This is a genomic window from Pseudomonas sp. GLN_2 (assembly GCF_043106005.1).
In the GTDB taxonomy this organism is placed as follows: Bacteria; Pseudomonadota; Gammaproteobacteria; order Pseudomonadales; family Pseudomonadaceae; genus Aquipseudomonas; species Aquipseudomonas alloputida.
Genome location: NZ_JBICMC010000047.1, coordinates 1 through 22,504, shown reverse-complemented (window position 1 = coordinate 22,504; position 22,504 = coordinate 1). Strand labels below are relative to the sequence as shown.

Sequence of the window (22,504 nt, the reverse complement as noted above, 5' to 3'; positions counted from 1 at the left end):
AACAGCGATAATCCGCCTTTGGTCGAAGGCAACTTTTTCTCTTTTCCAAGTTACTTCGTGACACAATTTTGTCCTCTACCTCGAGAGTGACCCATGGACACCCTGCAAAACATGCGTGCTTTCAGTTGCGTAGCCCAACTCGGCAGCTTCACTGCCGCTGCGGCGCAACTGGATACGACCACCGCGAACGTGTCGCGGGCGGTCTCCAACCTGGAAGCCCATCTGCAAACAAGGCTGCTCAACCGTACCACCCGCCGCATTGCGCTGACCGAAGCCGGCAAGCGTTACCTGATGCGTTGCGAACAGATTCTTACCTACGTCGAAGAAGCCGAGGCCGAAGCCAGCGACGCCCATGCGCGCCCGGCCGGGCAGTTGAAGGTGCATTCGATGACCGGGGTCGGCCAGCACTTCGTGGTCGATGCCATCGCCCGCTACCGCGAAACGCACCCGGACGTGACCTTCGATTTGACCATGGCCAACCGCGTGCCCGACCTGCTCGACGAGGGTTATGACGTCTCCATCGTGCTGGCCACCGAACTGCCCGACTCAGGGTTCGTTTCGCAGCGCCTGGGCATCACCTACAGCATTGTCTGTGCCTCGCCCGCCTACATCGCCCAGCATGGCGTGGCGCACAAGCCTGCCGACCTGCTCAAGCACGCCTGCCTGCGCATGGTCAGCCCGGTCATACCGCTGGAGAAATGGCTGTTCGATGGCCCGGAAGGCCAAGAGATGGTCAACATCACCAGTTCGCCGTTCATGGTGAATACCGCCGATGCCATGAAGACTGCGATCCGCAGTGGCATGGGCGTAGGCGTGCTGCCGATCTATTCGGCTATCGAGGGCCTACGGGACGGAAGCCTGGTTCGGGTGCTGCCCGAATATCGCCTGCAGGAGCTGAACCTGTATGCCATCTATCCATCGCGGCAGTATCTGGATGCCAAGATCAAGACCTGGGTCGAGTACCTGCGCAACTCGCTGCCAGAGATTCTTGCCGCGCATGAGGCAGACCTGAAAACCCACCAGGTGCTGATCGCCAACTAAAAAGCTGCTGCATTGCGGGGGCGGACAATGGTAGGTTGCTAACCATTGATTTCGCCTGTTCCGGCCCATTCGCGGGCAAGCCCGTTCCTGCAAGGCACCGCGCCCCTGTAGGCGCGGGCTTGCCCGCGAAGAGGCCGGCACAGCCCCACCCCGCCTAGCAGAGAAGTTGCCCGATGAAAAAGACCGTCCTGGCCTTCAGCCGTATCACCCCGGCCATGGCCGAGCGCCTGCAGCAAGACTTCAACGTGATTCTGCCCAACCCCAAGCTCGGCGACATCAACGCCCAGTTCAACGAAGCCCTGCCCGAAGCCCATGGCCTGATCGGCGTTGGCCGCAAGCTCGGCCGGGCGCAGCTTGAAGGCGCGGCCAGGCTGGAGGTGGTGTCCAGCGTGTCGGTCGGCTATGACAACTACGACCTCAACTACTTCAACGAGCGCGGCATCGCCCTGACCAACACCCCCGACGTGCTGACCGAAAGCACCGCCGACCTGGGCTTCTCGCTGATCATGGGCTGCGCCCGGCGCACCGCCGAGCTGGATGCCTGGACCAAGGCCGGCAACTGGCAGGCCACCGTGGGCCCGGCCCACTTCGGCAGCGATGTGCATGGCAAGACCCTGGGCATCGTCGGCATGGGCAACATTGGTGCAGCAGTGGCACGCCGTGGCCGCTTCGGCTTCAACATGCCGATCCTGTACAGCGGCAACAGCCGCAAGACCGCGCTGGAGCAGGAGCTGGGCGCGCAGTTCCGCAGCCTGGATCAGTTGCTGGCCGAAGCCGACTTCGTGGTCATCGTGGTGCCGTTGTCCGATGCCACCCACAAACTGATCAGCAGCCGCGAGCTGAAGCTGATGAAGCCGAGTGCGTTCCTGATCAACATTGCCCGTGGGCCGGTGGTGGATGAGGCGGCGCTGATTGAGGCGCTGCAGAACGGCACCCTTCGCGGCGCGGGCCTGGACGTGTACGAGAAAGAGCCGCTGAGCGACTCGCCGCTGTTCAAGCTACCCAATGCGCTGACGCTGCCGCACATTGGTTCGGCTACTGCCGAAACCCGTGAGGCCATGGCCAACCGGGCGATCGACAACCTGCGTGCGGCGCTGCTGGGCGAGCGGCCGCGGGACTTGGTGAACCCGCAGGTGTGGAAGGGCTGACCGTTTTGGAGTGCCTGTGCCGGCCTCTTCGCGGGTAAACCCGCTCCTACAATTTGGAGCGAAAGGGCCGGCCCAGGCAACCCATCACCTATTTGGCTACCACAACACCCCCAGCCACCCTGGCCCGGGGCTTGCGAAACACCAGCACATTCCCCGCCATCACCGCCACCAAGCCGAGCAAGGCCGGCGCCGTCCACTGGTAACCCTCGGCCACCGCCGACACATTCAACGCCACCAACGGGAACAACACCGTGCAGTAAGCTGCCCGCTCCGGGCCCATTCGCCCGACCAACGTCAGGTAGGCAGTGAAGGCAATTACCGACCCCGGCACCACCAGGTACAGCAGCGAACCGATATAACGCGCATTCCACTCCATGCTGAACGGCACGCCGCTGACCACACAGAACAGCGCCAGCATCACCGCCCCATAGACCATGCCCCAGGCATTGGTGGTCATCGGCTTGAGCCCGGCCTTCTGCTGCATGCTCGACAGCAGGTTGCCGGCCGAGAAGCACAGCGTGCCGAACAGGGCCAAGCCAAGGCCGTACAGGGTTTCGCGGCTGGCTGCGTGATGCGACAGCTCCGGCCAGAACAGCAGGCCCAGGCCAAGCAAGCCCAAGGCACCCCCGCCAAGCACATTGCTGGCGATTTTCTGGCCGAAGAAAAGGCGAGCGTTAAGCGCGTTCCACAGTGTGGCGGTGGAGAACACCACCGCGATCAGGCCGCTGGCGATCCACTGGCTGGCGCTGAGGAAGCAGATGAAGTTGACGCAGAACAGGCACAGGCCCTGGGCCAGGCAGATCTGGTGACCACGGCGGTTCATGGGTTGCAGCCGGCGGGTAAGCAACAGGAAAGCAAACAGGATCAGCCCGGCCAGGGCGAAGCGGTAGACGATCGACACCGGGATCGCGACCACGCCCAACTGGAGTTTCAGGGCGATCCAGGTGGTGCCCCAGATCAGGACGGTGAGCAGGTAGAGTGACAGGTTCATGGTGGCGGTTCCTTGGGCCTTTGGAAATCGGTGCCCGGCGCTTCGCGGGTAAACCCGCTCCTACAGGGATCACCAGTGTTCTTTCGATCGGCCTCTGTCTGCTTGCACGAACTTGCGCTTTTCTTGCGCCGGTAGCTGTCACTCGATCCAGGGCGCAGTAGGATGGCAGGCAAGAGGACCCGCCAATGACGCCACTCACCCAGTTGCAAGTGTTCAACGCCATGCATGCCTCGCCCAACGCCAGGCTGGAGCTGAGCGCGCACCTGGGCGACGGACTGGCGGCAGCGTTGTGGAGCAACCGTGACGATGCCCGCGACTACCAGGCGCCTAGCCATCACACCCTGTCGTGCTACATCGCCGACGGCACCGGCACCTTCCGCCGCCAGCGCCCGGCCGACAAAGGTGCGCCCGACAAGCTGTGCGTGATGCCGGCCGGGCAGGAATCGAACTGGGTCGTCAATGGCGCGATCCGCCTGGCACACCTGTATGTCAGCGAGGCGCAGTTCGCCCTGGGCTGTGTACGCCTGCTCGACCGGGAACCGCGCGAGCTGCAACTGCAGGAAGCGACCTTTCTGGACGACCCGCAGCAGGCTGCCCGCTTTCGTCAATTGATCCAGCTGGACTGGGACGAGCCCGGCGAGCGCCTGCTGGCCAGCAGCCTGGCGCACGAGATCGTTGACCATGCGCTGCTCAGCCAGGTCGGGTTGCGCCAAGGCCTGCGCCTGAAAGGCGGGCTGGCGCCAAACCTGCGCCGACAGCTGGTCGACTACCTCGAGGCACACCTGGACCAGCCCATCACCCTGGAAGAGCTGGCGCTGCGCTGCAATCTGTCCGAATACCACTTTGCGCGCATGTTCCGCGCCAGTTTCGGGCTCCCGCCGCACCAGTATCTGCTGGCGAGGCGGCTGCACCGGGCATGCCAGCTGTTGCGGCTGGGCGTGTTACCGCTGGGGGAGATTGCCTTGTTGTGCGGGTTTGCCAGTGCCAGCCATTTCAGCAACCGGTTTCGCCAAGCCCTGGGGGCCACACCTGGCGAATACCGCAAGGCCTTTTTCATCTGAAACCGGGGCCGCTCTGCGGCCCCATTTGCCTAGAACTCGAAGGTGCTCGACAAACTGACCTGCCGCGCATCGCCAATCGCCACAAAGTACTGGTTCACCGCCGAGCTGTAATACACCTTGTCGAACAGGTTCTTCACGTTCAGTTGCAGACGCACGTTGTGTTCGTCGAGTTTGGTTTCATAAGTGGCAAACGCATCGGCAACGGTATAGCTCGGCAGGTCGAAGGTATTGGTCGCGTTACCCGAACGCTCGCCCACATAACGGGCGCCGGCACCGAAGCGCAGCCGGTCACCCCCGAACAGGCTGCCAAAGTCATACACCGCCGACAGCGAGCCGCTGTGCCGGGCCACGTTCTGCAGGCGATTGCCCTCAAGATCAGGGTCCTTGGTGACCTTGGCATCGGTCAGTGCATAGCTGCCGATCAGGCTCCAGCGCTCGCTGATCTGGCCGGTCACGTCGAGTTCCACACCGCGTGAACTGACCTCACCCGCATTGCTGTAGACCGTCTCGCTTGTGACGGCGTCAAAGTTCGAGACCAGTACATTGCGCTTGGTGATATCGAACAATGCCAGGGTGCCTGTGATGCGGCCTGGCATGTCGAGCTTGGCGCCCAGCTCCCACGCCTTGCCCTCCTCAGGTGCCACCGAGGAATCGAGCACGACATTGCCGGTCAGCGGCGCGATGGTCGAGTTGGGCTTGAACGACTCGCTGTAGCTGCCATAGAACGAGAGCTGGTCGTCGACTTTGTAAACGATACCGGCGTGGGGTACCCAGGCCTGGCCACTGATGTCGGTATTGGCCTTGAACGGGCGACCGCGGCCCGCGTACTGGTCGTACTGCTGGAAACGCGCACCTGCTACAAGGATCCAGTGCTCATCGAGGTGCAGCGCGTCCTGCACGAACAGCGCATCGGTGCGCAGCTTGTCGGTCTGGTCACTGTCGCTGGCTCGCACGTTGGTGCCCTCCACTTCCTGTCCGTAGACCGGGTCCAGATAACTGAACGTGGACTGTGGCGTCTGGCGAATCAGGTCACCGCGAAAGATCTTGCGGTCTTCATGGTCGATGCCGAACAGCAGGTCATGCTGCATCCCCGCCAGCTCGACATTGCCATTGAGACTCAGAGTCACGAACTGGTCACGGCTCATGGCGTTGTGAGTGCCGTCGATGCTGCGTGTCAGCGTGCCTTGGGTTTCGTTGACGCCGGTCACGCGAACCTGGCTGGCATCGTAGGTCTCACGATTGAAGCTGTAGCCGAAGTGCAGCTTCCAGTCATCGGACAGCTGATGGTCGACTTCCAGGCGATACAGGTCGGAGCGCCCTTCCATGTCGTTGAACGGCTCGTCCAGGCGGCGCGTGGCAGGGATGTTCAGCGGGTGGCCGTTGTTGCCGAACGCGGTGCCACGGTCGAAGGGATAGAGAAACTCACGGTGCTCGTAGGCCAGCACCACCTGGGTGTCTTCGCCCAGCCAGGCCAGCGACGGTGCCACCAGCGATTCGCGGTGCACACCGTAGTTGCGCCAGTAGTCCTCGTCTTCGTGGTCGACGACCAGGCGGTAGGCGAAGTTGCTGTCACCCAGTGCGCCCGTGCTGTCGAGCCCGCCACCGCTGCCGTTCTTGCCGCTGCCATAGGTCGAGCCGCGCACGGTCAGGGCGTTGTACTGCTGCAACTGCGGACGCTTGCTGACCACGTTGATGACCCCACCCGGGTCCTGGATACCGTACAGCAGCGAGGCAGGCCCCTTGAGCACTTCAACCCGCTCGGTGCTGGCGTTGAGGTTGCGACCCTGCACCACGGGCATGCCATCGCGCATGATCGAGCCGTCGCGGTTGTCGCCAAAGCCACGTTTCATCACCGTGTCGGACGTGCCGCCGAAGTTGTTGCCCTGGGTAATGCCGCTGACGTTGGCCAGGGCATCATCGAGGTTGCGCGGGGCCTGGTCGCGGATGACCTGGGCCGGTACCACGTTGATTGCCTGGGGGATGTCCTGGTTCGGGCCCTGCCCGCGCATGATCGAAGCGCTGGCCGGGGGCTGGTAGCTGTAGTCGTCCTGTTGCGAGGTCACGGTGGTGGCCTGCAGGTTGAGGGCACCGGAGGTGTCTGCAGGTTCGAGGGTCAGGGTACGTGCGTCGACGCGGCGCCAGGCCAGCCCAGCGTTGCCCAGCAGTTGTTGCAGCGCCTGCTCGGCGCTGAACCGACCCTTCAGCGCTGGCGCTTGCACGCCCGGCAGCTCGAGGGTGTAGACCACGCTCTGGCCAGTGGTGCGGCTGAAGGCGTTCAGGGCCTGGGCCAAGGGTTGGGCCGGCTGGGCGAAGGCATAGGCCTGCAACTGCTCGGCCGCAGTTGCCAGGGGGGCGACAGCGAAGGCCGGGAGCGCAGCAAGGCCGAACCAGAGAGGGACGCAACGCGGGGAGAACTTCATGGACGCTGACCTGTGAGAGGGTGATTACTGCGAATGAATCGCACTTTCACTCATTACACGGATGCCACGTGCTGTTACCTCACCTGTGCCTGGAAATATTTTTGCTGTGGCGACCTCTTCGCGGGTAAACCCGCTCCTACGGGGGGTTACCCGTGAAGAGGCCGGCACAGGCAACTACCGAATCAGGGTCAAACGCCCCAACACGATCTGCCGTGAAAAACCCATCACCTTGCCCAGCGAATCCAGCGCCAGCAGCGGCTCGGCCACCGGGAAGCTGCCGCTGACCTTGCGCTGCCCCAGGTCACCGTCGAGTAACAGGATACGCCCCGGGTAATAACGCCCTAGGTCATCTATCACCTGCGCCAGCGGCACCTGGTAATAGTTCAGCCACCCCTGGCGCCAGGCCAGGCGGTTGTCACTGTCCACCGCCAGGGTGTCGCCTACCCTGCCTGCGCGGTAGGTCAGCTGCTGGTTGGCAGTCAGTTCTCGCGCCACAGTGCCCTGCGCGGGGCTGACGCCCACACGCCCGCTGCGCACCGTCACCTGGGCACCCTCGCCTTGCTCACGCACCTCGAACTGGGTGCCGAGCACCCGCACTTCGCCGCCGGCAGCTTCCACCAGGAACGGCTCACCGGTATGGGTAACCTCGAAGAACGCCGCACCATGCAGCAACCGCACACGGCGCTCACCCTGGGCGAAGTCGACCGCAATGGCGCTACCGGCATCAAGCGTCACCTGTGACTGGTCGGCCAAGGTCACCTGGCGAATCTGCCCGGCACTGCTGTAGTCCGCCTGCAGGTCCCGCAACCAGTACCCCGGGTGCCAGCCCCCGGCGACGCCCACGGCCAGCACCAGGCAGGCTGCCAACGCCAGCCCTGCCACCCGCCGCCACCCGCCACGCGCCGGCGGTCTGGCCATGGCATCGAGGTAGCGCTGCAGGGCGTCCTGTTCTTCGTCCGCCAGCCGCGCCGCCGGGGCGGCGCTTTTCTGCCACAGCACCTGGGCCTGTTCATAAGCTGCGCGGTGCGCGGGGTCGGCCAGCAACCAGCGCTTGAATGCCGCCCCTTCGGCTTGCCCGGGTTGCTCGTTGATCCGGTTGAACCATTGCAGGGCAGCCTGAAACTGCGCTTCGGTGATCGGCGGTAAACGGCTCATCGACGGGCGCTCCCTGGCCGGCGTGGGGTGGACGCGGGCTCGGCAACACTCGCCTTGCACGCTTCGAGGGCGCGCATCATATGCTTTTCCACGGCGCTCTGGGACAGCTGCATGGCTTTGGCGATCTCGCTGTACTTGCAGCCGTGAATGCGGTTGAGCAGGAAGATCTGCCGGGTGCGTTCGGGCAAGGCACGCAAGGTGGCCTCGATACGCTGCAAGTCGTGGTCAACCTCCACGGCCTGCTCAGGGGCCTGGGCCAGGCTCGCCTCGCTCACCGGCACAGCGGCTTCGGCCACGCGTTCGCGGCTACTTTCGCTGCGCAGGTGGTCTATGGCCAGGTTGCCCGCGCAACGCAGCAGGTAAGTGTCCAGCGCCTCGACCTTGACCTCGGGGCGACGCCAGAAACGCAGGAACAGCTCTTGGACCAAGTCCGAAGCGGTGGCGCGGCAGCCGACCCGACGGCTTACCAACGCCTCCATACGCGCACGCTGGGCCTGGAACACCTGGACGAAACGTGCACGCGCGCCTGCGCTGTCAGCGTCAGGTTCGATGATATCCCTCGGCTCGCTCACAGGGATCACGCAGCAGATACGGCCAGCATGGGGCCCAGCACCACGCTGACGGCAGCCAGGCCCAGCAGCAGACGAGGCTGGTACGGCAGGCCGAACACCCACAGTGTTACCCCGGCCATCATCACTGCGGTCCACTCCACCAGGCCGAGGGCCCAGCCACGCAGGTACACGCTGAGCACCAGCGACAGCATCAGCAGCAGCCAACCTGCAACACGTAACAGGAGCAAGTGCCTAGGGCTCGGCTTGCGCCCGAGCAAGTCGCTGAAGTGCTTTTCCATCGCCAGGCACAGGGCAACGAAGCCCGCAAAGGCAATCAGTGCGTTACCCAGCATCAGCTCACCTCCACCGTTTCAATGCTCGACTTTTTTGTCGCACGCGCCGCGCGCTTGGCTACGGGGGTTGGGCTGGCCAGCATCTTGTGGGCCAGCCAGGCCAGAAACAGGCCAGTCCCCAGGGCTGTCAGATCGAAGCCGGCCATGGCCCAGTCACCCTCCAGTACCGAATGGTTCAAGCCCCGGTCAGTCGTCAGGCCATTGAGCACCGGCAGCAGGGCGAAGGCCAGCGCCCCCAGCGCCAGTTGCTCGCCCCAGGCCTTGCGCCCGCTACGCAGCACGGCGTGCACCAGCGACAGGCCCCAGGCGATGAAGAAAGCATTGACCTCCCAATCGGCCCGGCCTTCGACAGCCATGGGCACCAGGCGGTTGGCCCAGAAGAAGCTCGCCACCGCCAGCAACAAGCCGCTCATGCTGGCAATATTGAGCACTTCGACCAAACGCAGCTCACCTGGCATATGCCCGTTCTTGGCGTGCTTGAGCTGGCGCTTGCCCAACCACATCACCAACCCGGTACCAATCACCGCAGTACCGGCCACGCCAAAGAAGAAGTACAGCCAGCGCAGCCAAGGCCCGGCAAAGTTACCCATGTGCAGGCCGGCGAAACTGAAGGCGGTCATCATTACCCCGCTCTCTGGCTTGCCCTGGCTCAACAGCGCACCACTGGCCCCATCGAATGTCCAGTTGGCGCTACGCCGATAAGCCACGTGGTCGGCTGCCGATTGGGTGAAGGTGACGCGGGCATTGCTGTCGCCCGGGTTCTGCACCTGGATGTTGCCGACACGCGCCCCCGGCTGCAGCGCCTGCACCTTGGCGTACAGGTTCGGCAGCGCTACCAGCGGCGTGGCCACCTGGGCCGCCTTGGGCGCATCGTTGCGGCCAAACAGGTCGTTGAAGTACTTGTCGGTGTCATTGCCGTAGCTGGCCATGATGCCCGCCGGCATCACCATGTACATGAACAGCACCAGGCTGCTGTAGCTGATCATCAGGTGAAACGGCAGCACCAGCACGCCGATGGCGTTGTGCCCGTCCAGCCAGGAACGCTGCCCCTTGCCAGGGCGGAAAGTGAAGAACTCCTTGAAGATCTTCTTGTGGGTAATGATGCCGGTGACCAACCCCAGCAGCATGATGAAAGCGCAGAACGTCGAGAGCCAACGGCCAACCGGGTAAGGCATCTGAAGCTGGAAGTGAAAGCGGTAGAAGAACTCACCACCGCGGCTGTCACGTGCGTCCACCGGCTGGCCGGTCTGGGTATCGAGGGTTTTCCTGACGAAGCCACGCGGGCCGCCACTGGGGTCGCGGTAGCCCACACTCAAGGCGGCCTCCCGTTCGTTCGGCATGCGAATGAACCAGGTACTCGAATGCCCTGCATTGTCCTGCAGGTAACGTTGAGCGACTGCCAGGCTATTGATCGGGTCCAGGGCATGGCTGCGCACTTCAGGCTGCGACCAATGAGTGATTTCTTCCTTGAAGTACGACAGCGTGCCGGTAAGGAAGATGGCGAACAACAGCCAGCCGAAGATCAGGCCGGTCCAGGTGTGCAGCCAGGCCATGGCCTGGCGGAAGCCTTCTTTCATGGGTTTTTCATCCAGTAGGCAACGCCGCTGATCACGCCCAGCAGCAGGCTTGGCGCCAATACGCCCAACCAGGCACGCCAGGCGCTGCGGCAGGCGAAACACCAGATGAACGCCAGCAGGTAGAAGACGAACGACAGCAGCAGGCCGGTGAGCGTGGCATCGACCTTGGGCAGTGGCGCCAGCAAGGCAATACAGACGCTCGCAAGGGACGCCAGCAGATAGCCGCCCAGCAGCGCGGCCAGGCTACGGGATGTCACGGCCAGGCGATAGCTGAGCGGGAGGCCGGCGGTTTTGCGCGTCATGGCGAGGTCCGGGCGTTCTTGGGGCTGCAATAATAATGATTTCAATTCTCATAAGCAAAGCCCAGCCCCCTCTACCCATTTGGCCGTACGAGCCACGCGTCACGGTAAGCCCAGTTGCAACAAGAAATTTATTTTCAAAAAGGGCTTGAATTCATTCCGCAGTTGCCTGACCTTAGAGTCAAGAGGCGCAGAAATTCCAAGGGTCTCAAGGGCCTAGGCGCGTCTCCATGCGAGCAAGCTGAATAAGGATTGAATCATGCAAATCCAGGTCAACAGCAGCAACGATTTCGACGGTAACGCCCGGCTCGACCAGTGGGTCCGCAGCACACTGCAGAACTCGCTGGAACGTTACGAAGAAGACCTCACCCGCATCGAGGTTCACCTGCGCGACGAGAACGGCGTCAAGCCCGGACCGCATGACAAACGCTGCCAGATGGAGGCTCGCCCGAAAGGCCACCAACCGATTTCCGTGACCCACACCGCCAGTTCGCTGGACCAGGCAGTCGACGGTGCCGCCACCAAGCTCAATCACGCGCTGGAGCACTTCTACGGCAAGCTGCGCAGCAAGCGCGGCGTCTTGGAACTGAGTGACCCGGACGCCTGATCGGCAATGCAAAACGCCCGGCCTTGAGCCGGGCGTTTTCGTTTGTGCCGATCAATGGCGCTGAACCAACGTGCGAACGTCCCGGTCAACCTCTGCATTCACTCAACGCAGAAGCAAGACCATGAACAACCCATTCGAACGAATCAGTGCTGCATTCGCGCCCGAATACCGGGTGAACCTGAGCATTGCAAACCTCGACGGCAGTATCATGCTGACCCTGTCCGACGACGCCGGCGTGGTCGCCAAGCGCCTCATCACCCCGGCCCAACGCAACGACCCGGTGCGCCTGCAACGGGTGATCGACAGCATCCGCCTGGGCCTTGCGATCGAACTCAGCCAGAACCCCCTGCAAGTGCTGGCCGCGCTGACCCGTGACGCCCGCCACGAGCCGCGCCATTTCATTGCCAACTGAGGGCTACTTGCCCTCCTCCACTGCCTTGCCGTTGGCGTCCAGCACCTTGGTCGAGGGGTAGCGGTACGAAGCGTAGCGCACCACCAGGATCGAGAACGCCAGCAACAGGATGCCGCCGCACAGGTACAACAGCCCTTCATCGGGTGCCTTGTGGTGCGAAACATCGCCGATCAGCAGGCGAGTGAGCGCGGTGATTGCCACGTACAGCAGGAAGCGGATCGGCATGTGGTTGGTCTTGAAGTAGATCCCCACCATCGCCCCCAGCTCCAGGTAGATGAACAACAGCAGGATGTCATCGACACTGATTCCGCCCTTGCCCAGCATGTCCAGGAACGTCACCACCGCCGCGTAGGCGGTGATCGCACCAATGCCGAACAGCGCCAGGTAATGGAACGCCTCGACGCACAGGTTGCCCAGCGAGTCGGCCGAGCCGTGCAGGCCCTTGCGCAGTTTTTCTGCCCATTTGATGTTCACGATGTTCCATTCCCCGATACGTCTTTAAGGATGATGCGTCGCTGATGTGACGCTTGTGCCATGCAGTTAAAGGGCCAAGCCCCTGTCTTGGAAGGCGACCGATTGCCGCAAGGCACCTTGAGGCGTGGCACGATGCATGAAATGGAGGCGCTGCGGCCTCTGCTTGAGTCGGCACTGGTTCAGGTGCAGATGCCCGCTGAGCCCAGGAACTTCGCACTAAGGCTGGTTAATGTGCCGGAAGGTCCGGCCAATAGCTCCCGATCATTCACCGTCGCAGCCGCCACCGCATTCGCGGGCAAGCCCGCTCATACATCTGTTTCGAACCAATTGTTCCTGGCAAAGGTGCGCGCGCAGCGCTCGGTCTGTGCCACGCTACAATTTCTGCTTGCGAACCAACCCGCATTGCCATTACTGTATATAGATACAGTAAACCGCAACACAACCAGCAAAAAGGCATAGAGGTGATGAATGGCCGTCGAAGTGGTGTACCGCAGCAGCCGCGACCCGGAGCGCTTGTTCATGGATAAGGCCGAAGCAGACCGTCACGACAAAATGCTCGAGCTGGCCGAGCGCCTGGCCGAAGTGTTGCACAAGGCGGTGCCGTCGCTGACCGAGCAGCAGGTCGAGGAAGCCGGTATCTACATGGCGAAGAACCGCGACGTGTTTGCCCGGGCGTTCAAAAGCCAGCCGGATGCATTGGCCGAATTGCTTGAGGGTACTGCTGCCGAGTGATATCGCCCGAGGTGTGCGGGTTTACCGGCGAAGTGGCCAACAACGCCATCAGCAACCTTCAGCCATACAACAACCGCTCCGCCAACATCTGTGCCACCCTTGCCGGGGAACGCTTCTCCGCCTGCGCATGGCCAAACACTTCGGTCAGCCGTGAAGGGATCCGCGCCAGGTGCGCAGTAATGGTGCCTTGGTCTTCGCCACGGTGGGTGAGTGCCACATAGATCAGCCCACCGGCATTGATCACGTAGTCAGGTGCATACAATATGCCGCGCGACTCCAGCTGGTCTGCCACCTGCAAGGTCGTCAGCTGGTTGTTGGCCGCCCCCGCCACTGCCGCACAACGCAGTTGCATCACGCTCTGCCCGTTCAGTACCGGGCCCACGCCGCAGGGTGCAAAGATATCGCAAGGAGTACTGATCAACGCATCGTTGGTCACCGGTTTGGCATCGAACTGCTCCATCGCCAGCCGCACCCGCCCCGGGTCAAGGTCGCTGACCAGCAGCTCCGCGCCCACCGCATGCAATTGCTCCGCCAGTGCATAACCGACATTGCCCAACCCCTGCACCGCTACCCGCAAGCCTCTCAGGTCATCGCTGCCCAGCCGGAACGAGGTTGTGGCACGTATGCCCGCGAATACCCCCATCGCCGCATGTGGCGATGGGTCGCCCGACGCAGTGGTGCTGGTCACGTAGGGCGTGCTGTGGGCAATGCAGTCCATGTCCAAGGTCGAGGTGCCACTGTCCACGGCGATGATGAAGCGCCCATGCAAGGTATCGATGAAGCGGCCAAAGGCCTCGAACAGCGCGGCGCGGTTTTCCACATGCGGGTTGCGCATGATCACCGCTTTGCCACCCCCCATCGGTAAGCCGGCCAGTGCTGCCTTGTAGCTCATGCCCTGGGCCAGGCGAATCGCGTCGGTCATGGCGCTTTCGTCATCGGCGTAAGGCAGGTAGCGGCACCCCCCCATGGCCGGGCCCAAATGCTCACTGTGGATTGCCACAACGGCTTTCAGGCCCGTAGGCGGGTCATTGAACAGGTGCAGTGACTGGGTACGGGTGCTTTGCATCAGCGCGAACATCGACCGGCTCCCCTACGAGGTGCTCCTTCCAGTATAGGCACGGCCTCGGCGTTGACGCCGCCGCCGGACCACTGGACGAAACCACGCGCCACGGCTAATACTCAAACGTGTGTGGAGATGCCCCATGAAGCCACGTCAAGCCTGCCTGGCCTGCCTGGAACGCGAGCCTGTCGACCTGCTGGAAGCCGCATTGTGGATTGCTGCCGAGCACGACCCGGGTGTCGAGCCCGCGGCCAGCCTTGCTGCGCTGCACGACCTGCAGCGCGAGATAAGCGCCAACCTGCCGATGCTTCCACTCTGCGAACTGGCCCAGCCACTGCTGCGCCAGCTCAATGCGCTGGGCTTTCAGCAGGATGAATATCACCCCCTGCGCCCCCATGCGGCGATGATGGACAAGGTACTGCAGCGCCGCCGCGGCCAACCACTGACCCTGGCCATCCTCGCGTTGGAACTGGCCAGGCGCCTGTCCATACCGCTGGAGGGTGTGGGCTTCCCTGGCCATTTCCTGCTGCGCGTGCCGGGTGCCGACCACCTGCTCGATCCCTGCGGCGGCCGGCGCCTGTACCCCAGCGACTGCCGCGAATTGCTGGCGCGCCAGTTCGGCCCGCACCTGGCGCTGACCGCCGAGCACCTGCGCAGCGCCAGCCCGCTGCAGATGCTGCAACGCCTGTCACGCAACCTGCGCCAACTGCACATCAGTAACGACAACCACCTGGCGGCGTTGATCGATGCAGAGCGAATCATGCAGTTGGGCCCGGTGCAGGTAAGCGACTACATGACCCGCGCCTCGCTCTACCATCATCTGGATTGCCCACAGGCCGAGCGCTTCGACCTGGAGCATGCATTGCTGCTGACGGAAGACCCGGTCCAGCGCCTGAAGCTGTCCGAGCGAATCGGCAAGCTTCCGGCGGCGAACCGTTCACTTCACTGAGCCGGGCTGTCCGGCTGCTGGGCGGGGTGGGCCTTGGCGAACGCCGGGTGCTTGGCCGCCAGTGCGGCAACCCGCAGGATGCGCGGGAAGCTGGCGAGGTCGATATTGAAGCGTTCGGCCGCATACAACTGCGGGATCAGGTACACATCCGCCAGCCCAGGCGTATCGCCAAAGCAGAAACCGTGATCGCCAATCAGTTGCTCCACTGCCGCGAGCCCTTGGCTGATCCAGTGGCCGATCCACTGGTTGACCTGCCCCTCATCCTGACCGGCCTGGCGCAACCGGTTGAGCACACTGACGTTGTGCAGCGGATGAATGTCGCAACCAATGATGGCCGCCACCCCACGTACCTTGGCCCGTGCCTCGGCGGTGGCCGGCAGCAACGCAGGCTGTGGATAAACCTCTTCCAGGTACTCGATGATCGCCGGCGACTGCACCAGCACTTCACCACCGTCGGTGCGCAAGGCCGGTACGCGGCCCTGCGGGTTGACGGCTACATAGCCCTCGCCGCGCTGCTCACCCTGCAGCAGGTTGACCGGCAGGGACTGGTAAGCCAGCCCCTTCAGTGCCAGGGCAATGCGCACCCGGTAGGACGAGGTGGAACGGTAATAGGTGTACAGCTCCATACCCCTGCCTCCTCAGTTGGCTGCGATGACCGTGCCGCGGCATTCACCGAAACCGATGCTGGCTACGCCGTCACGTGTGCAGCGGGCACGCAGGATGATTTCGTCGCCGTCTTCGAGGAATTTACGCACTTCGCCGCTGGCCAGCTCGACCGGCAGTTTGCCGCCTTCGGTGATCTCCAGCAGGCTACCGAACGATCCCGGCGTGGCGCCCGACAGCGTGCCCGAACCGAACAGGTCACCTGGCTGCAGTTGGCAGCCGTTGACGCTGTGATGCGCCACCAGCTGCGCCACGGTCCAGTACATGCTGCGGGTGTTGCTCAGGGTCAGGCGGTGCGGGGCAATGCCCTGCTCACGCATGCGCTCGGTCAGCAGCAGCACTTCGAGTTCGATATCAAATGCACCACTGGCCTGGTCGCGCTTGTCCAGCAGGTACGAAAGCGGCTGCGGGTCACCTTCGGGGCGTGCCGGCTGAGCACAGCGGAACGGCTCCAACGCTTCGGCGGTGACCACCCAAGGCGAAATGGTGGTGATGAAGCTCTTGGACAGGAACGGCCCCAGTGGCTGGTATTCCCAAGCCTGGATATCGCGCGCCGACCAATCGTTGAGCAGGCACAGGCCGGCTACGTGCTCGGCGGCATCGCCTACCGGAATTGCCTGGCCCATGTCATTGCCCTGACCAATCCAGATACCCAGTTCCAGTTCGTAGTCCAGACGAGCGCAAGGGCCGAAGCTCGGCTCGGTGTGCCCGGCCGGCAGGGTCTGGCCCTTGGGCCGGCGCACGTCGGTGCCGGACGGCCGGATGGTGGAGGCGCGGCCGTGATAACCGATCGGCACGTACTTGTAGTTGGGCAGCAGTGGGTTGTCGGGGCGGAACAGTTTACCCACGTTCTTCGCATGCTCGATGCCAACGTAGAAATCGGTGTAGTCACCGATCTGCGCCGGCACGTGCAGCTGGCAGTCACTGGCCAGGAACAACGCCGGCTTCAAGGCCGCCTGGTGTTCGCTGTGCTCATCGAGCAACACCTGCAAACGCTCGCGCAGGGCTACGCGGGCATTGCGGCCCAAAGCGAAGAAGGCGTTCAAAGCCCCGCCGCGGGTGGCTTCAACGGCGGCCTTGGCCGCCCCGTCGAACAGGCCGGCGGCCAGCACCGCCTCCAGGTCGAGGATCGCGTCGCCGATCGCCACGCCACAGCGCCTGGCTTCACCCGGCCGGCTGAAGATGCCCAAGGGCAGGTTCTGCAGCGGGAAGTCGCTGTGCCCGTTGGCGTGCTCGACCCAACTACGGGCATTGGCAGTGTGGTTCATGGGTTATCTCCGGTTCGGGTTGAAGGTGCTCGGCAAGGTCGCCCAGCAACTATCGTAGTCGGCCTGCAATTGCGGGCATTCAAGGGCTTGCAGGCTCGGGCGCAACACCTGGCTGGTCTCGAACATGAAGGCCATGGTGTTGTCGATCTTGTGCGGCGCCAGGTCAGCGGCAATGGCCTTTTCACAGGTTTCAGCGTCGGGGCCATGGGCACTCATCACCCCGTGCAACGAGGCACCACCCGGCAGGAAGCCCTCGGCCTTGGCGTCGTAGGCGCCATTGATCAGGCCCATGAACTCGTTCATCAGGTTGCGGTGGAACCATGGCGGACGGAAGGTGTTCTCGGCCACCATCCAGCGTGGCGGGAAAATCACGAAGTCCATGTTGGCCATGCCATGCACGCTGGTTGGCGAGGTGAGCACGGTGAAGATCGAGGGGTCCGGGTGGTCGAAGCTGACGGTGCCGATGGTGTTGAAGCGGCGCAGGTCATACTTGTACGGCACGTTGCTGCCATGCCAGGCCACAACGTCCAGTGGCGAGTGCTGCAGCTCGCAGGCCCAGTGCTCACCCAGGAACTTCTGTACCAGTTGCACCGGGCCTTCCGCTTCTTCGTAGTGGGCCACAGGCGTGAGGAAGTCGCGGGGGTTGGCCAGGCCGTTGCTGCCGATCGGGCCCAGGTCCGGCAGGCGCAGCGGCGCACCGTGGTTTTCCGCGATATAGCCACGGGCCTGGCCGTCGAGCAGTTCGACGCGGAACTTCATGCCACGTGGGATCACCGCAATTTCCAGCGGTTCGACCTCCATCACGCCCAGTTCGGTGGCGATGCGCAGGCGCCCCTGTTCCGGCACCAGTAGCAGTTCACCGTCCGCGTTGAAGAACACCCGTTCCATGGACCGGTTGGCGCAGTAGATGTAGATGCTCACGCCAGCCGGTTTTTCCGCTGCGGCGTTGGCAGCCATGGGCAGCCAACCTTCGATGAAATCGGTCGGTTCAGCAGGAATCGGCTGCGGGCTCCAACGCAGGCGGTTGGGGTTGATGCCACCCAGTGGCCCGCCGAGCGGCTGGCGCGCCAAGCGCTCGAAGCGTGGGTGCAAGGCAGAAGGGCGAATGCGGTACAGCCAGGTACGGCGCAGCTCGCTGCGGGCCATGGTGAACGCCGTGCCCGACAGCAGCTCGGCATACAGGCCATACGGGGCCTTCTGCGGGGAGTTCTGCCCGACAGGCAGCGCCCCGGGCAATGCTTCGCTGGCGAATTCGTTGCCGAAGCCGCTCAGGTAGTGAAGGTCGGGCGACGTGTCGCGGTTCATCGATGCCTCCGGATTTTGTTTTTATCGTAATCAAATTACGAATAACGTAATTTGCTCCGCTCAAGGCGTCAAGCTATAAAGGCGACACGATAAATCCGGAACCTCCCCTCCCATGGCCAAAGCCAGCTCCCCCACCGACACCGGCAAGCAGAAGGTCCGCTCGGCGGAAGTCGGCACCGACATCCTCAAGGCCCTCGCCGAACTCTCACCCTCGACTTCACTATCACGCCTGGCCGAGCACGTGCAGATGCCTGCAAGCAAAGTGCATCGCTACCTGCAGGCACTGATTGCGAGTGGTTTTGCCGAACAGGATGCGGCCACCAACCATTACGGGCTGGGGCGCGAGGCATTGCGGGTGGGGCTGGCGGCGCTGGGCAGCATCGATGTGCTGAAGGTGGCGGCAATGCCGTTGTCGCAGTTGCGAGATGAACTCAACGAAAGCTGCTTCATCGCCGTGTGGGGCAACCAGGGGGCCACGGTGGTAAGCATCGAACCTGCCGTGCGCGCGGTCACCGTGGTGACCCAGATCGGTTCGGTGCTGCCGTTGCTCAGCTCGTCCACCGGGCTGGTATTCGCCGCCTACCTGCCCGAGCGAGAAACCCAGGAGCTGCGCGACAGGGAACTGGCCGCTTTGCAACAAACCGCCAATGACTACGACACACTGCTGGCCGGCATCCGCGAACAGGGCCTGCACCATGTGCATGGCCTGCTGATGCCAGGGGTGGATGCGCTGTCGGCGCCAGTATTCAACGCCCTGGGGCAGATCGCCGCGGTGATGACCGTGGTCGGGCCGACGTCGATCTTCCATGCCGATGAACATGGACCGGCGGCGCAGCGCCTGCTCACGGCCGCACGAACCGTGAGCTGGCGCATGGGTTATGCGGACAATCCACACTGCGCCTCGACGTCTTGAGTTTCCGCCTCGACGAGCCAGAGCAGTTCCTGAGAGAAGCCGTCATAAAGGGCGGGTGCCACCTCGCTCACCAAATCGCCGTAGTCATCGCATAGCCGCCCGATCACACGCGAGAAGGCCGTGGGCTGCGATACCTCTGCCCGGGAAAGTACGGTGATGTATTTCTGCGCGGCACCGAACAGCCGCGCCAAAACCCCCGTGGAAGCCACCGTTCCTGCAACCCCCGCCGCGAACGACAGCAAGGCGGCGGAACGGTCGCCATCGCTCCACGCGATGGCGCCGGTGACAAAGGACCTGGCTGCACAGAACAGCCCGACGGCCATAGCCGCCGGCGGAAACGGCACGGTGAGGATGCCGGCCAGTACAATCCCCCACTCCACCACCACGGCCGAAATACGCTCGGCAGCACCGGCGCTGTCTTCAGCGGCTTCGTTGATCATCCGCCTGATACGTTTCTCCAGGTCCTGGACAGGATCCCCGATACGCCCGGTCTCCCCTATCGGCGGCCGCACGCCCCTGCCTCGGGCAACGGCGTCCAGCACCAGCTCAATGCCATCCCCGGCGCGCAGTTGCTCTTCGATCCATGCGTTCAAGCGCGACTGGCTCGATAACGGCACGCGGTCTTGGCAATAACCTGCCAAGTCGTGCTCACGCCAAGTCCTTGCCAGCTCGCTGAGGGTCCGCAGCGTGGGGCCTTGCTCGATTTCTGGCAGATAGACCAAAGGCTCAAGCTCGCGGTCACGAGCATGCTTCAGCAGGTAGGCACCTTGAACAGGGCAATCGTCCATCCACAACGGATAAAGGTTGCACGCCGCGTCGATCGAGGTCCCCGAAAAACTGTCGATCACCGATTCCAGCCACTGCGCATGGCGGCCCGACAATCGGCCCTGAAGTTTCTCACTGAGCACGGCACGCCTGATCTTCAAAGCAAAGAGCGTGCGATAACACTGCCTGAGCCTTTCATATTCCGGCCTGGAGCGGTCGAGTAACTGCGCTTTCACTTCTTCGATGTACTTGATGCCCAGGTCGGCAGCACGAATGTAGCTCCCCAGCAGCGCCGGGCTCAGGTGCGAGATATCCTGGCCGGTAGCCGAGGTGATGCGGGCAAAGTCGGAGAAATTGTAATACGTGGGATAACCTTTGATGACGGTCTGTGTCAGTGTGCGAATGGCATCCTCTTCCAGCGTTATCAATACCTGATCCGGGTTGATTGCGCCGCCGCGATTGCCCGGGTATGAGTTGATTTTTTCCGTCACCTGTCGATGGGCGAAGGTGCGAAAACTCGGCATCTTCATCAGCGACTGGTACCTGGCCTGCGCCAGCTTGAGCAGTTGATCGATATCAACCAGTGCCTGCTGCTCGGCACGACTGGCGTTGATGAACCAGCTTGGCGTGGTGGCCTGCTGGTCCTCGATCAGGGCAGTGATCTTGCGCCTGGCCAGGGCATTGAGCACATCCGGCCACTGCTGCGACTTGATCGACGCGAGCGTCACGCTGTGCATGGACCAGTCGTGGGCAGCATCTCGACCTTGCGCAAATGGCGTTTGAGCGAATCATGCTGGGCCCGCGAGCATTGCCCCAGCAGGTACTCACTGCCTACCGGCCACAAGGTCCAGCTACCGATTTCGAGTGCCATTTCCTGGAGTGAATCGAAAAGATGAAAATCGCCTCCGGGTGCACCAGGGGCGTAGAGCAAGTACTGATCGCCCTGCACCAGACACAGCAGATCCTTCAAGGGCGTTTGCGCACCATTGAGGCAAACCAGGCCGGCGCTGATGGCATTGGCCTGCATGTTCCCCTGGCGTGCGTGGTGCAGCAGATCGAACCCAGCCGGGTGAAACCCTTGATGACGAGCGGCCTGATTGGCCAGCGCCAGCCGCGCATCAAGCACCTCGCACAGTGCGGCCATGGTCAAAGCGTCGTCATAGAGCGTACGGATCTGTTCGACGTAGTTCACGCGCAAATCCAGTTTTTCGATCACGCTCTGGATAGAGGTGCTTCCCAACAATGAACGGTGCCGCTCCCCCAGGACTTCGACCTTGAGCTGGCCCCCGCTGTAGCCACCACTCAACGCCCAATCGAGCAGGGTGTGTTTCATCACCTGCTCAGGGTCATCGACGTGACTGACACACACGCGTACCTGCTCGGGGTCGATATCCAGGCCAAGGGCTTGCCTGACTTGTATCTTGGCGAAGCTGCGCAGGTCGCGCCATTGCGCCAGACGCTCGGTGCAACGCTGCTCCTTCACCTGCAGGTCATCTTCCAGTTGTCGATAGGCTCGCAGTTCCTCACCCTGCATGAACCGCCGCCATTCGGGCAGCAGGCTGGTGCGGTACGCTCGCACATGCCGCGTCGCACGTTTCTGCAGCGCAGCCACCAAAGGCTCAAGCCGAGCCGCACTGTCGAGCTGGGCCAGACGCCGCGCGTCATCGACCTTTACCCGTAGGCTGCGCTGGGTGGCCTTAAGCTGGAAAGCCCGCAGATCACGGATGAAGTACCTGTGAAGTGGCACTTGCAGCGGCACGAAATCGAGTGTCAAACCCTCTGTAGACAACGCCGCCCGCTCTTGCGAACACAACAGCCAACGCAACGGGCTGCCTTCAGCAAAGGCTGGGGCGAGTGCGCTGGCTGCGCGCGCGCGTTCAGTGTCGAACCAGCAACCGCTGGCCAGGCTGTAGATCAGAAAATCCGCAGGTGCGTCCGGGTTCTGTTCGAGGTCATGACAGCTGGCGACGACGCCCGGCAAACGAAAACGCAAATCGCCGGCAACCAGGTACACCTCATGCTTGTTTACGTCCCCGTCCTGCTCAAGGGCCTCGATACCGGCTTCCCAGGCCTTGAACCTAAGGGCCTTGAGGCGCGTTTCAGCAAACATCAGCTGGATCAAATGGGACGCCAGGGTAAGTGGTTTCGAACTTAATCTGGACTGTTGCTTCCACCACTGGTCAAGAACCGACTGCCTTTGCGGCACAAGCGACTCGACAACCGCCAACGGCAAACGCTTCTGCTCGGTGAACTGTTGTCGATGCGCCTCCGGTATCAGGCTGCCCAATTGCGCAACCGCAGCCATCAGCTGTTGCAGCTCCTGGGCATGGGCCATCATGGCCTTCACCTGTTCTTTCACAGAGCGTGCACCTGGGCACCCTTCACCGAAATCGGGGCTGCCGAGGTTGAAATCGAAAGACATGAACTGCGCTCCAAAAAACAAGGAGGCAGCAGAGTGAACGGATGATAAAGGCAATAGCGCAGGGAAGCTTACCCAGCACTTGGCACTGTTGCCTGAAACGTAAAGGTGAATGTCGACAGACGCTATTTTTCCTAACGGATCAAGCGCTTATTCTTGACTCACTGGCCGGCTTGAAGGGATCTCCCCCCCGCCTTTCAAGCCTGCGAGGTTCACCGACGTAGATTTTGAAGCTCCTTGATCTGACGTCTCGATTGGCCGCTGCGGCTTGCAGCGGCCTTTTTTTTGAAATCTGAAAATGCATCCTGGCGGTCAGGTGACCGTCAAGACTTTCAGCGCCG

21 protein-coding genes and 1 pseudogene are annotated in these 22,504 nt (G+C 62.7%); 9 read left to right on the top strand and 13 right to left on the bottom strand.

All coding sequences use genetic code 11. From position 1 onward, the window contains the following. Window positions 1-93: 93 nt before the first annotated feature. Window positions 94-1,041 (top strand): LysR family transcriptional regulator, encoded by a 948-nt coding sequence (locus ACF8Q6_RS12835; RefSeq protein ID WP_003251712.1) that lies wholly within the window; start codon window positions 94-96, stop codon window positions 1,039-1,041. Window positions 1,042-1,214: 173 nt separating this feature from the next. Next, window positions 1,215-2,189: a 2-hydroxyacid dehydrogenase gene (locus ACF8Q6_RS12830; protein ID WP_392493543.1), complete on the top strand. Its 975-nt coding sequence runs from the start codon at window positions 1,215-1,217 to the stop codon at window positions 2,187-2,189. A gap of 88 nt (window positions 2,190-2,277) precedes the next feature. Here the strand turns inward: ACF8Q6_RS12830 and ACF8Q6_RS12825 are convergent, their stop codons facing one another. Beyond that, on the bottom strand, window positions 2,278-3,180 hold the full coding sequence (locus tag ACF8Q6_RS12825; RefSeq protein WP_392490849.1) for a DMT family transporter: 903 nt from the start codon (window positions 3,178-3,180) through the stop codon (window positions 2,278-2,280). A gap of 185 nt (window positions 3,181-3,365) precedes the next feature. Between ACF8Q6_RS12825 and ACF8Q6_RS12820 the strand changes: the two genes are divergently transcribed. Continuing rightward, on the top strand, window positions 3,366-4,241 hold the full coding sequence (locus tag ACF8Q6_RS12820) for a helix-turn-helix domain-containing protein (RefSeq protein WP_012053686.1): 876 nt from the start codon (window positions 3,366-3,368) through the stop codon (window positions 4,239-4,241). Between the two features lie 29 nt (window positions 4,242-4,270). Here the strand turns inward: ACF8Q6_RS12820 and ACF8Q6_RS12815 are convergent, their stop codons facing one another. From ACF8Q6_RS12815 to ACF8Q6_RS12790, 6 genes are all read right to left on the bottom strand, one after another. Then, the gene (locus ACF8Q6_RS12815; protein WP_392490848.1) at window positions 4,271-6,661 is read right to left on the bottom strand and encodes a TonB-dependent siderophore receptor; all 2,391 of its coding nucleotides are present in this window, start codon (window positions 6,659-6,661) and stop codon (window positions 4,271-4,273) included. Window positions 6,662-6,835: 174 nt separating this feature from the next. After that, window positions 6,836-7,816, bottom strand: coding sequence for a FecR family protein (locus ACF8Q6_RS12810; protein ID WP_392490847.1), 981 nt, complete (start codon window positions 7,814-7,816; stop codon window positions 6,836-6,838). After that, window positions 7,813-8,388: an RNA polymerase sigma factor gene (locus ACF8Q6_RS12805; protein WP_014859905.1), complete on the bottom strand. Its 576-nt coding sequence runs from the start codon at window positions 8,386-8,388 to the stop codon at window positions 7,813-7,815. Before ACF8Q6_RS12805 ends, ACF8Q6_RS12810 begins: the two co-directional genes overlap by 4 nt. Window positions 8,389-8,393: 5 nt before the next feature. Continuing rightward, window positions 8,394-8,720, bottom strand: a complete 327-nt coding sequence (locus ACF8Q6_RS12800; RefSeq protein WP_004575362.1) for a DUF3325 domain-containing protein — start codon at window positions 8,718-8,720, stop codon at window positions 8,394-8,396. Next, window positions 8,720-10,297 carry a PepSY-associated TM helix domain-containing protein gene (locus ACF8Q6_RS12795; RefSeq protein WP_392490846.1) on the bottom strand — a complete coding sequence of 526 codons (1,578 nt, stop codon included), beginning with the start codon at window positions 10,295-10,297 and terminating at the stop codon, window positions 8,720-8,722. The genes ACF8Q6_RS12800 and ACF8Q6_RS12795 overlap by 1 nt, the downstream gene beginning before the upstream one ends. Next, window positions 10,294-10,599, bottom strand: a complete 306-nt coding sequence (locus ACF8Q6_RS12790) for a DUF3649 domain-containing protein (protein WP_392490845.1) — start codon at window positions 10,597-10,599, stop codon at window positions 10,294-10,296. The genes ACF8Q6_RS12795 and ACF8Q6_RS12790 overlap by 4 nt, the downstream gene beginning before the upstream one ends. A 256-nt stretch (window positions 10,600-10,855) precedes the next feature. Here ACF8Q6_RS12790 and ACF8Q6_RS12785 point away from each other — a divergent pair, with 256 nt between their 5' ends. After that, window positions 10,856-11,203, top strand: coding sequence for an HPF/RaiA family ribosome-associated protein (locus ACF8Q6_RS12785; RefSeq protein ID WP_003251689.1), 348 nt, complete (start codon window positions 10,856-10,858; stop codon window positions 11,201-11,203). A gap of 121 nt (window positions 11,204-11,324) precedes the next feature. Beyond that, window positions 11,325-11,615: a DUF3509 domain-containing protein gene (locus tag ACF8Q6_RS12780; RefSeq protein WP_003251688.1), complete on the top strand. Its 291-nt coding sequence runs from the start codon at window positions 11,325-11,327 to the stop codon at window positions 11,613-11,615. Window positions 11,616-11,618: 3 nt separating this feature from the next. Here ACF8Q6_RS12780 and ACF8Q6_RS12775 read toward each other — a convergent pair whose 3' ends face one another. Then, window positions 11,619-12,089 carry a phosphate-starvation-inducible protein PsiE gene (locus ACF8Q6_RS12775; protein WP_003251685.1) on the bottom strand — a complete coding sequence of 157 codons (471 nt, stop codon included), beginning with the start codon at window positions 12,087-12,089 and terminating at the stop codon, window positions 11,619-11,621. Between the two features lie 132 nt (window positions 12,090-12,221). Here ACF8Q6_RS12775 and ACF8Q6_RS12770 point away from each other — a divergent pair, with 132 nt between their 5' ends. Next, complete coding sequence (locus ACF8Q6_RS12770) at window positions 12,222-12,548, top strand: hypothetical protein (protein ID WP_392490844.1); 327 nt, start codon at window positions 12,222-12,224, stop codon at window positions 12,546-12,548. A gap of 9 nt (window positions 12,549-12,557) precedes the next feature. Then, entirely contained in the window at window positions 12,558-12,821 is a 264-nt protein-coding gene (locus ACF8Q6_RS12765) for a YebG family protein (RefSeq protein ID WP_003251679.1), read from the top strand. A gap of 58 nt (window positions 12,822-12,879) precedes the next feature. On the opposite strand, the gene ACF8Q6_RS12760 is transcribed toward ACF8Q6_RS12765, so the two are convergent. Beyond that, window positions 12,880-13,899 (bottom strand): Glu/Leu/Phe/Val dehydrogenase dimerization domain-containing protein, encoded by a 1,020-nt coding sequence (locus ACF8Q6_RS12760; protein ID WP_003251677.1) that lies wholly within the window; start codon window positions 13,897-13,899, stop codon window positions 12,880-12,882. Window positions 13,900-14,023: 124 nt separating this feature from the next. On the opposite strand from ACF8Q6_RS12760, the gene ACF8Q6_RS12755 reads away from it, so the two are divergent. Continuing rightward, entirely contained in the window at window positions 14,024-14,830 is an 807-nt protein-coding gene (locus ACF8Q6_RS12755) for a SirB1 family protein (RefSeq protein WP_104962550.1), read from the top strand. Here ACF8Q6_RS12755 and maiA read toward each other — a convergent pair. The 3 genes from maiA to hmgA are packed head-to-tail and all read right to left on the bottom strand — an operon-like array spanning window position 14,824 to window position 18,066. Continuing rightward, on the bottom strand, window positions 14,824-15,456 hold the full coding sequence (gene maiA, locus ACF8Q6_RS12750) for a maleylacetoacetate isomerase (RefSeq protein WP_392490843.1): 633 nt from the start codon (window positions 15,454-15,456) through the stop codon (window positions 14,824-14,826). The two genes, ACF8Q6_RS12755 and maiA, sit on opposite strands and share 7 nt — an antisense overlap. Window positions 15,457-15,468: 12 nt before the next feature. Continuing rightward, the gene (fahA, locus tag ACF8Q6_RS12745; protein WP_014754420.1) at window positions 15,469-16,761 is read right to left on the bottom strand and encodes a fumarylacetoacetase; all 1,293 of its coding nucleotides are present in this window, start codon (window positions 16,759-16,761) and stop codon (window positions 15,469-15,471) included. 3 nt (window positions 16,762-16,764) lie between these two features. Beyond that, entirely contained in the window at window positions 16,765-18,066 is a 1,302-nt protein-coding gene (gene hmgA / locus ACF8Q6_RS12740) for a homogentisate 1,2-dioxygenase (protein ID WP_003251670.1), read from the bottom strand. 112 nt (window positions 18,067-18,178) lie between these two features. Between hmgA and ACF8Q6_RS12735 the strand changes: the two genes are divergently transcribed. Next, window positions 18,179-18,979 carry an IclR family transcriptional regulator gene (locus ACF8Q6_RS12735; protein ID WP_392490842.1) on the top strand — a complete coding sequence of 267 codons (801 nt, stop codon included), beginning with the start codon at window positions 18,179-18,181 and terminating at the stop codon, window positions 18,977-18,979. On the opposite strand, the pseudogene ACF8Q6_RS12730 reads toward ACF8Q6_RS12735, so the two are convergent. Further along, window positions 18,943-22,166 (bottom strand): annotated as a pseudogene (locus ACF8Q6_RS12730) (hypothetical protein). The gene ACF8Q6_RS12735 and the pseudogene ACF8Q6_RS12730 overlap by 37 nt on opposite strands. Window positions 22,167-22,504: the final 338 nt, after the last annotated feature.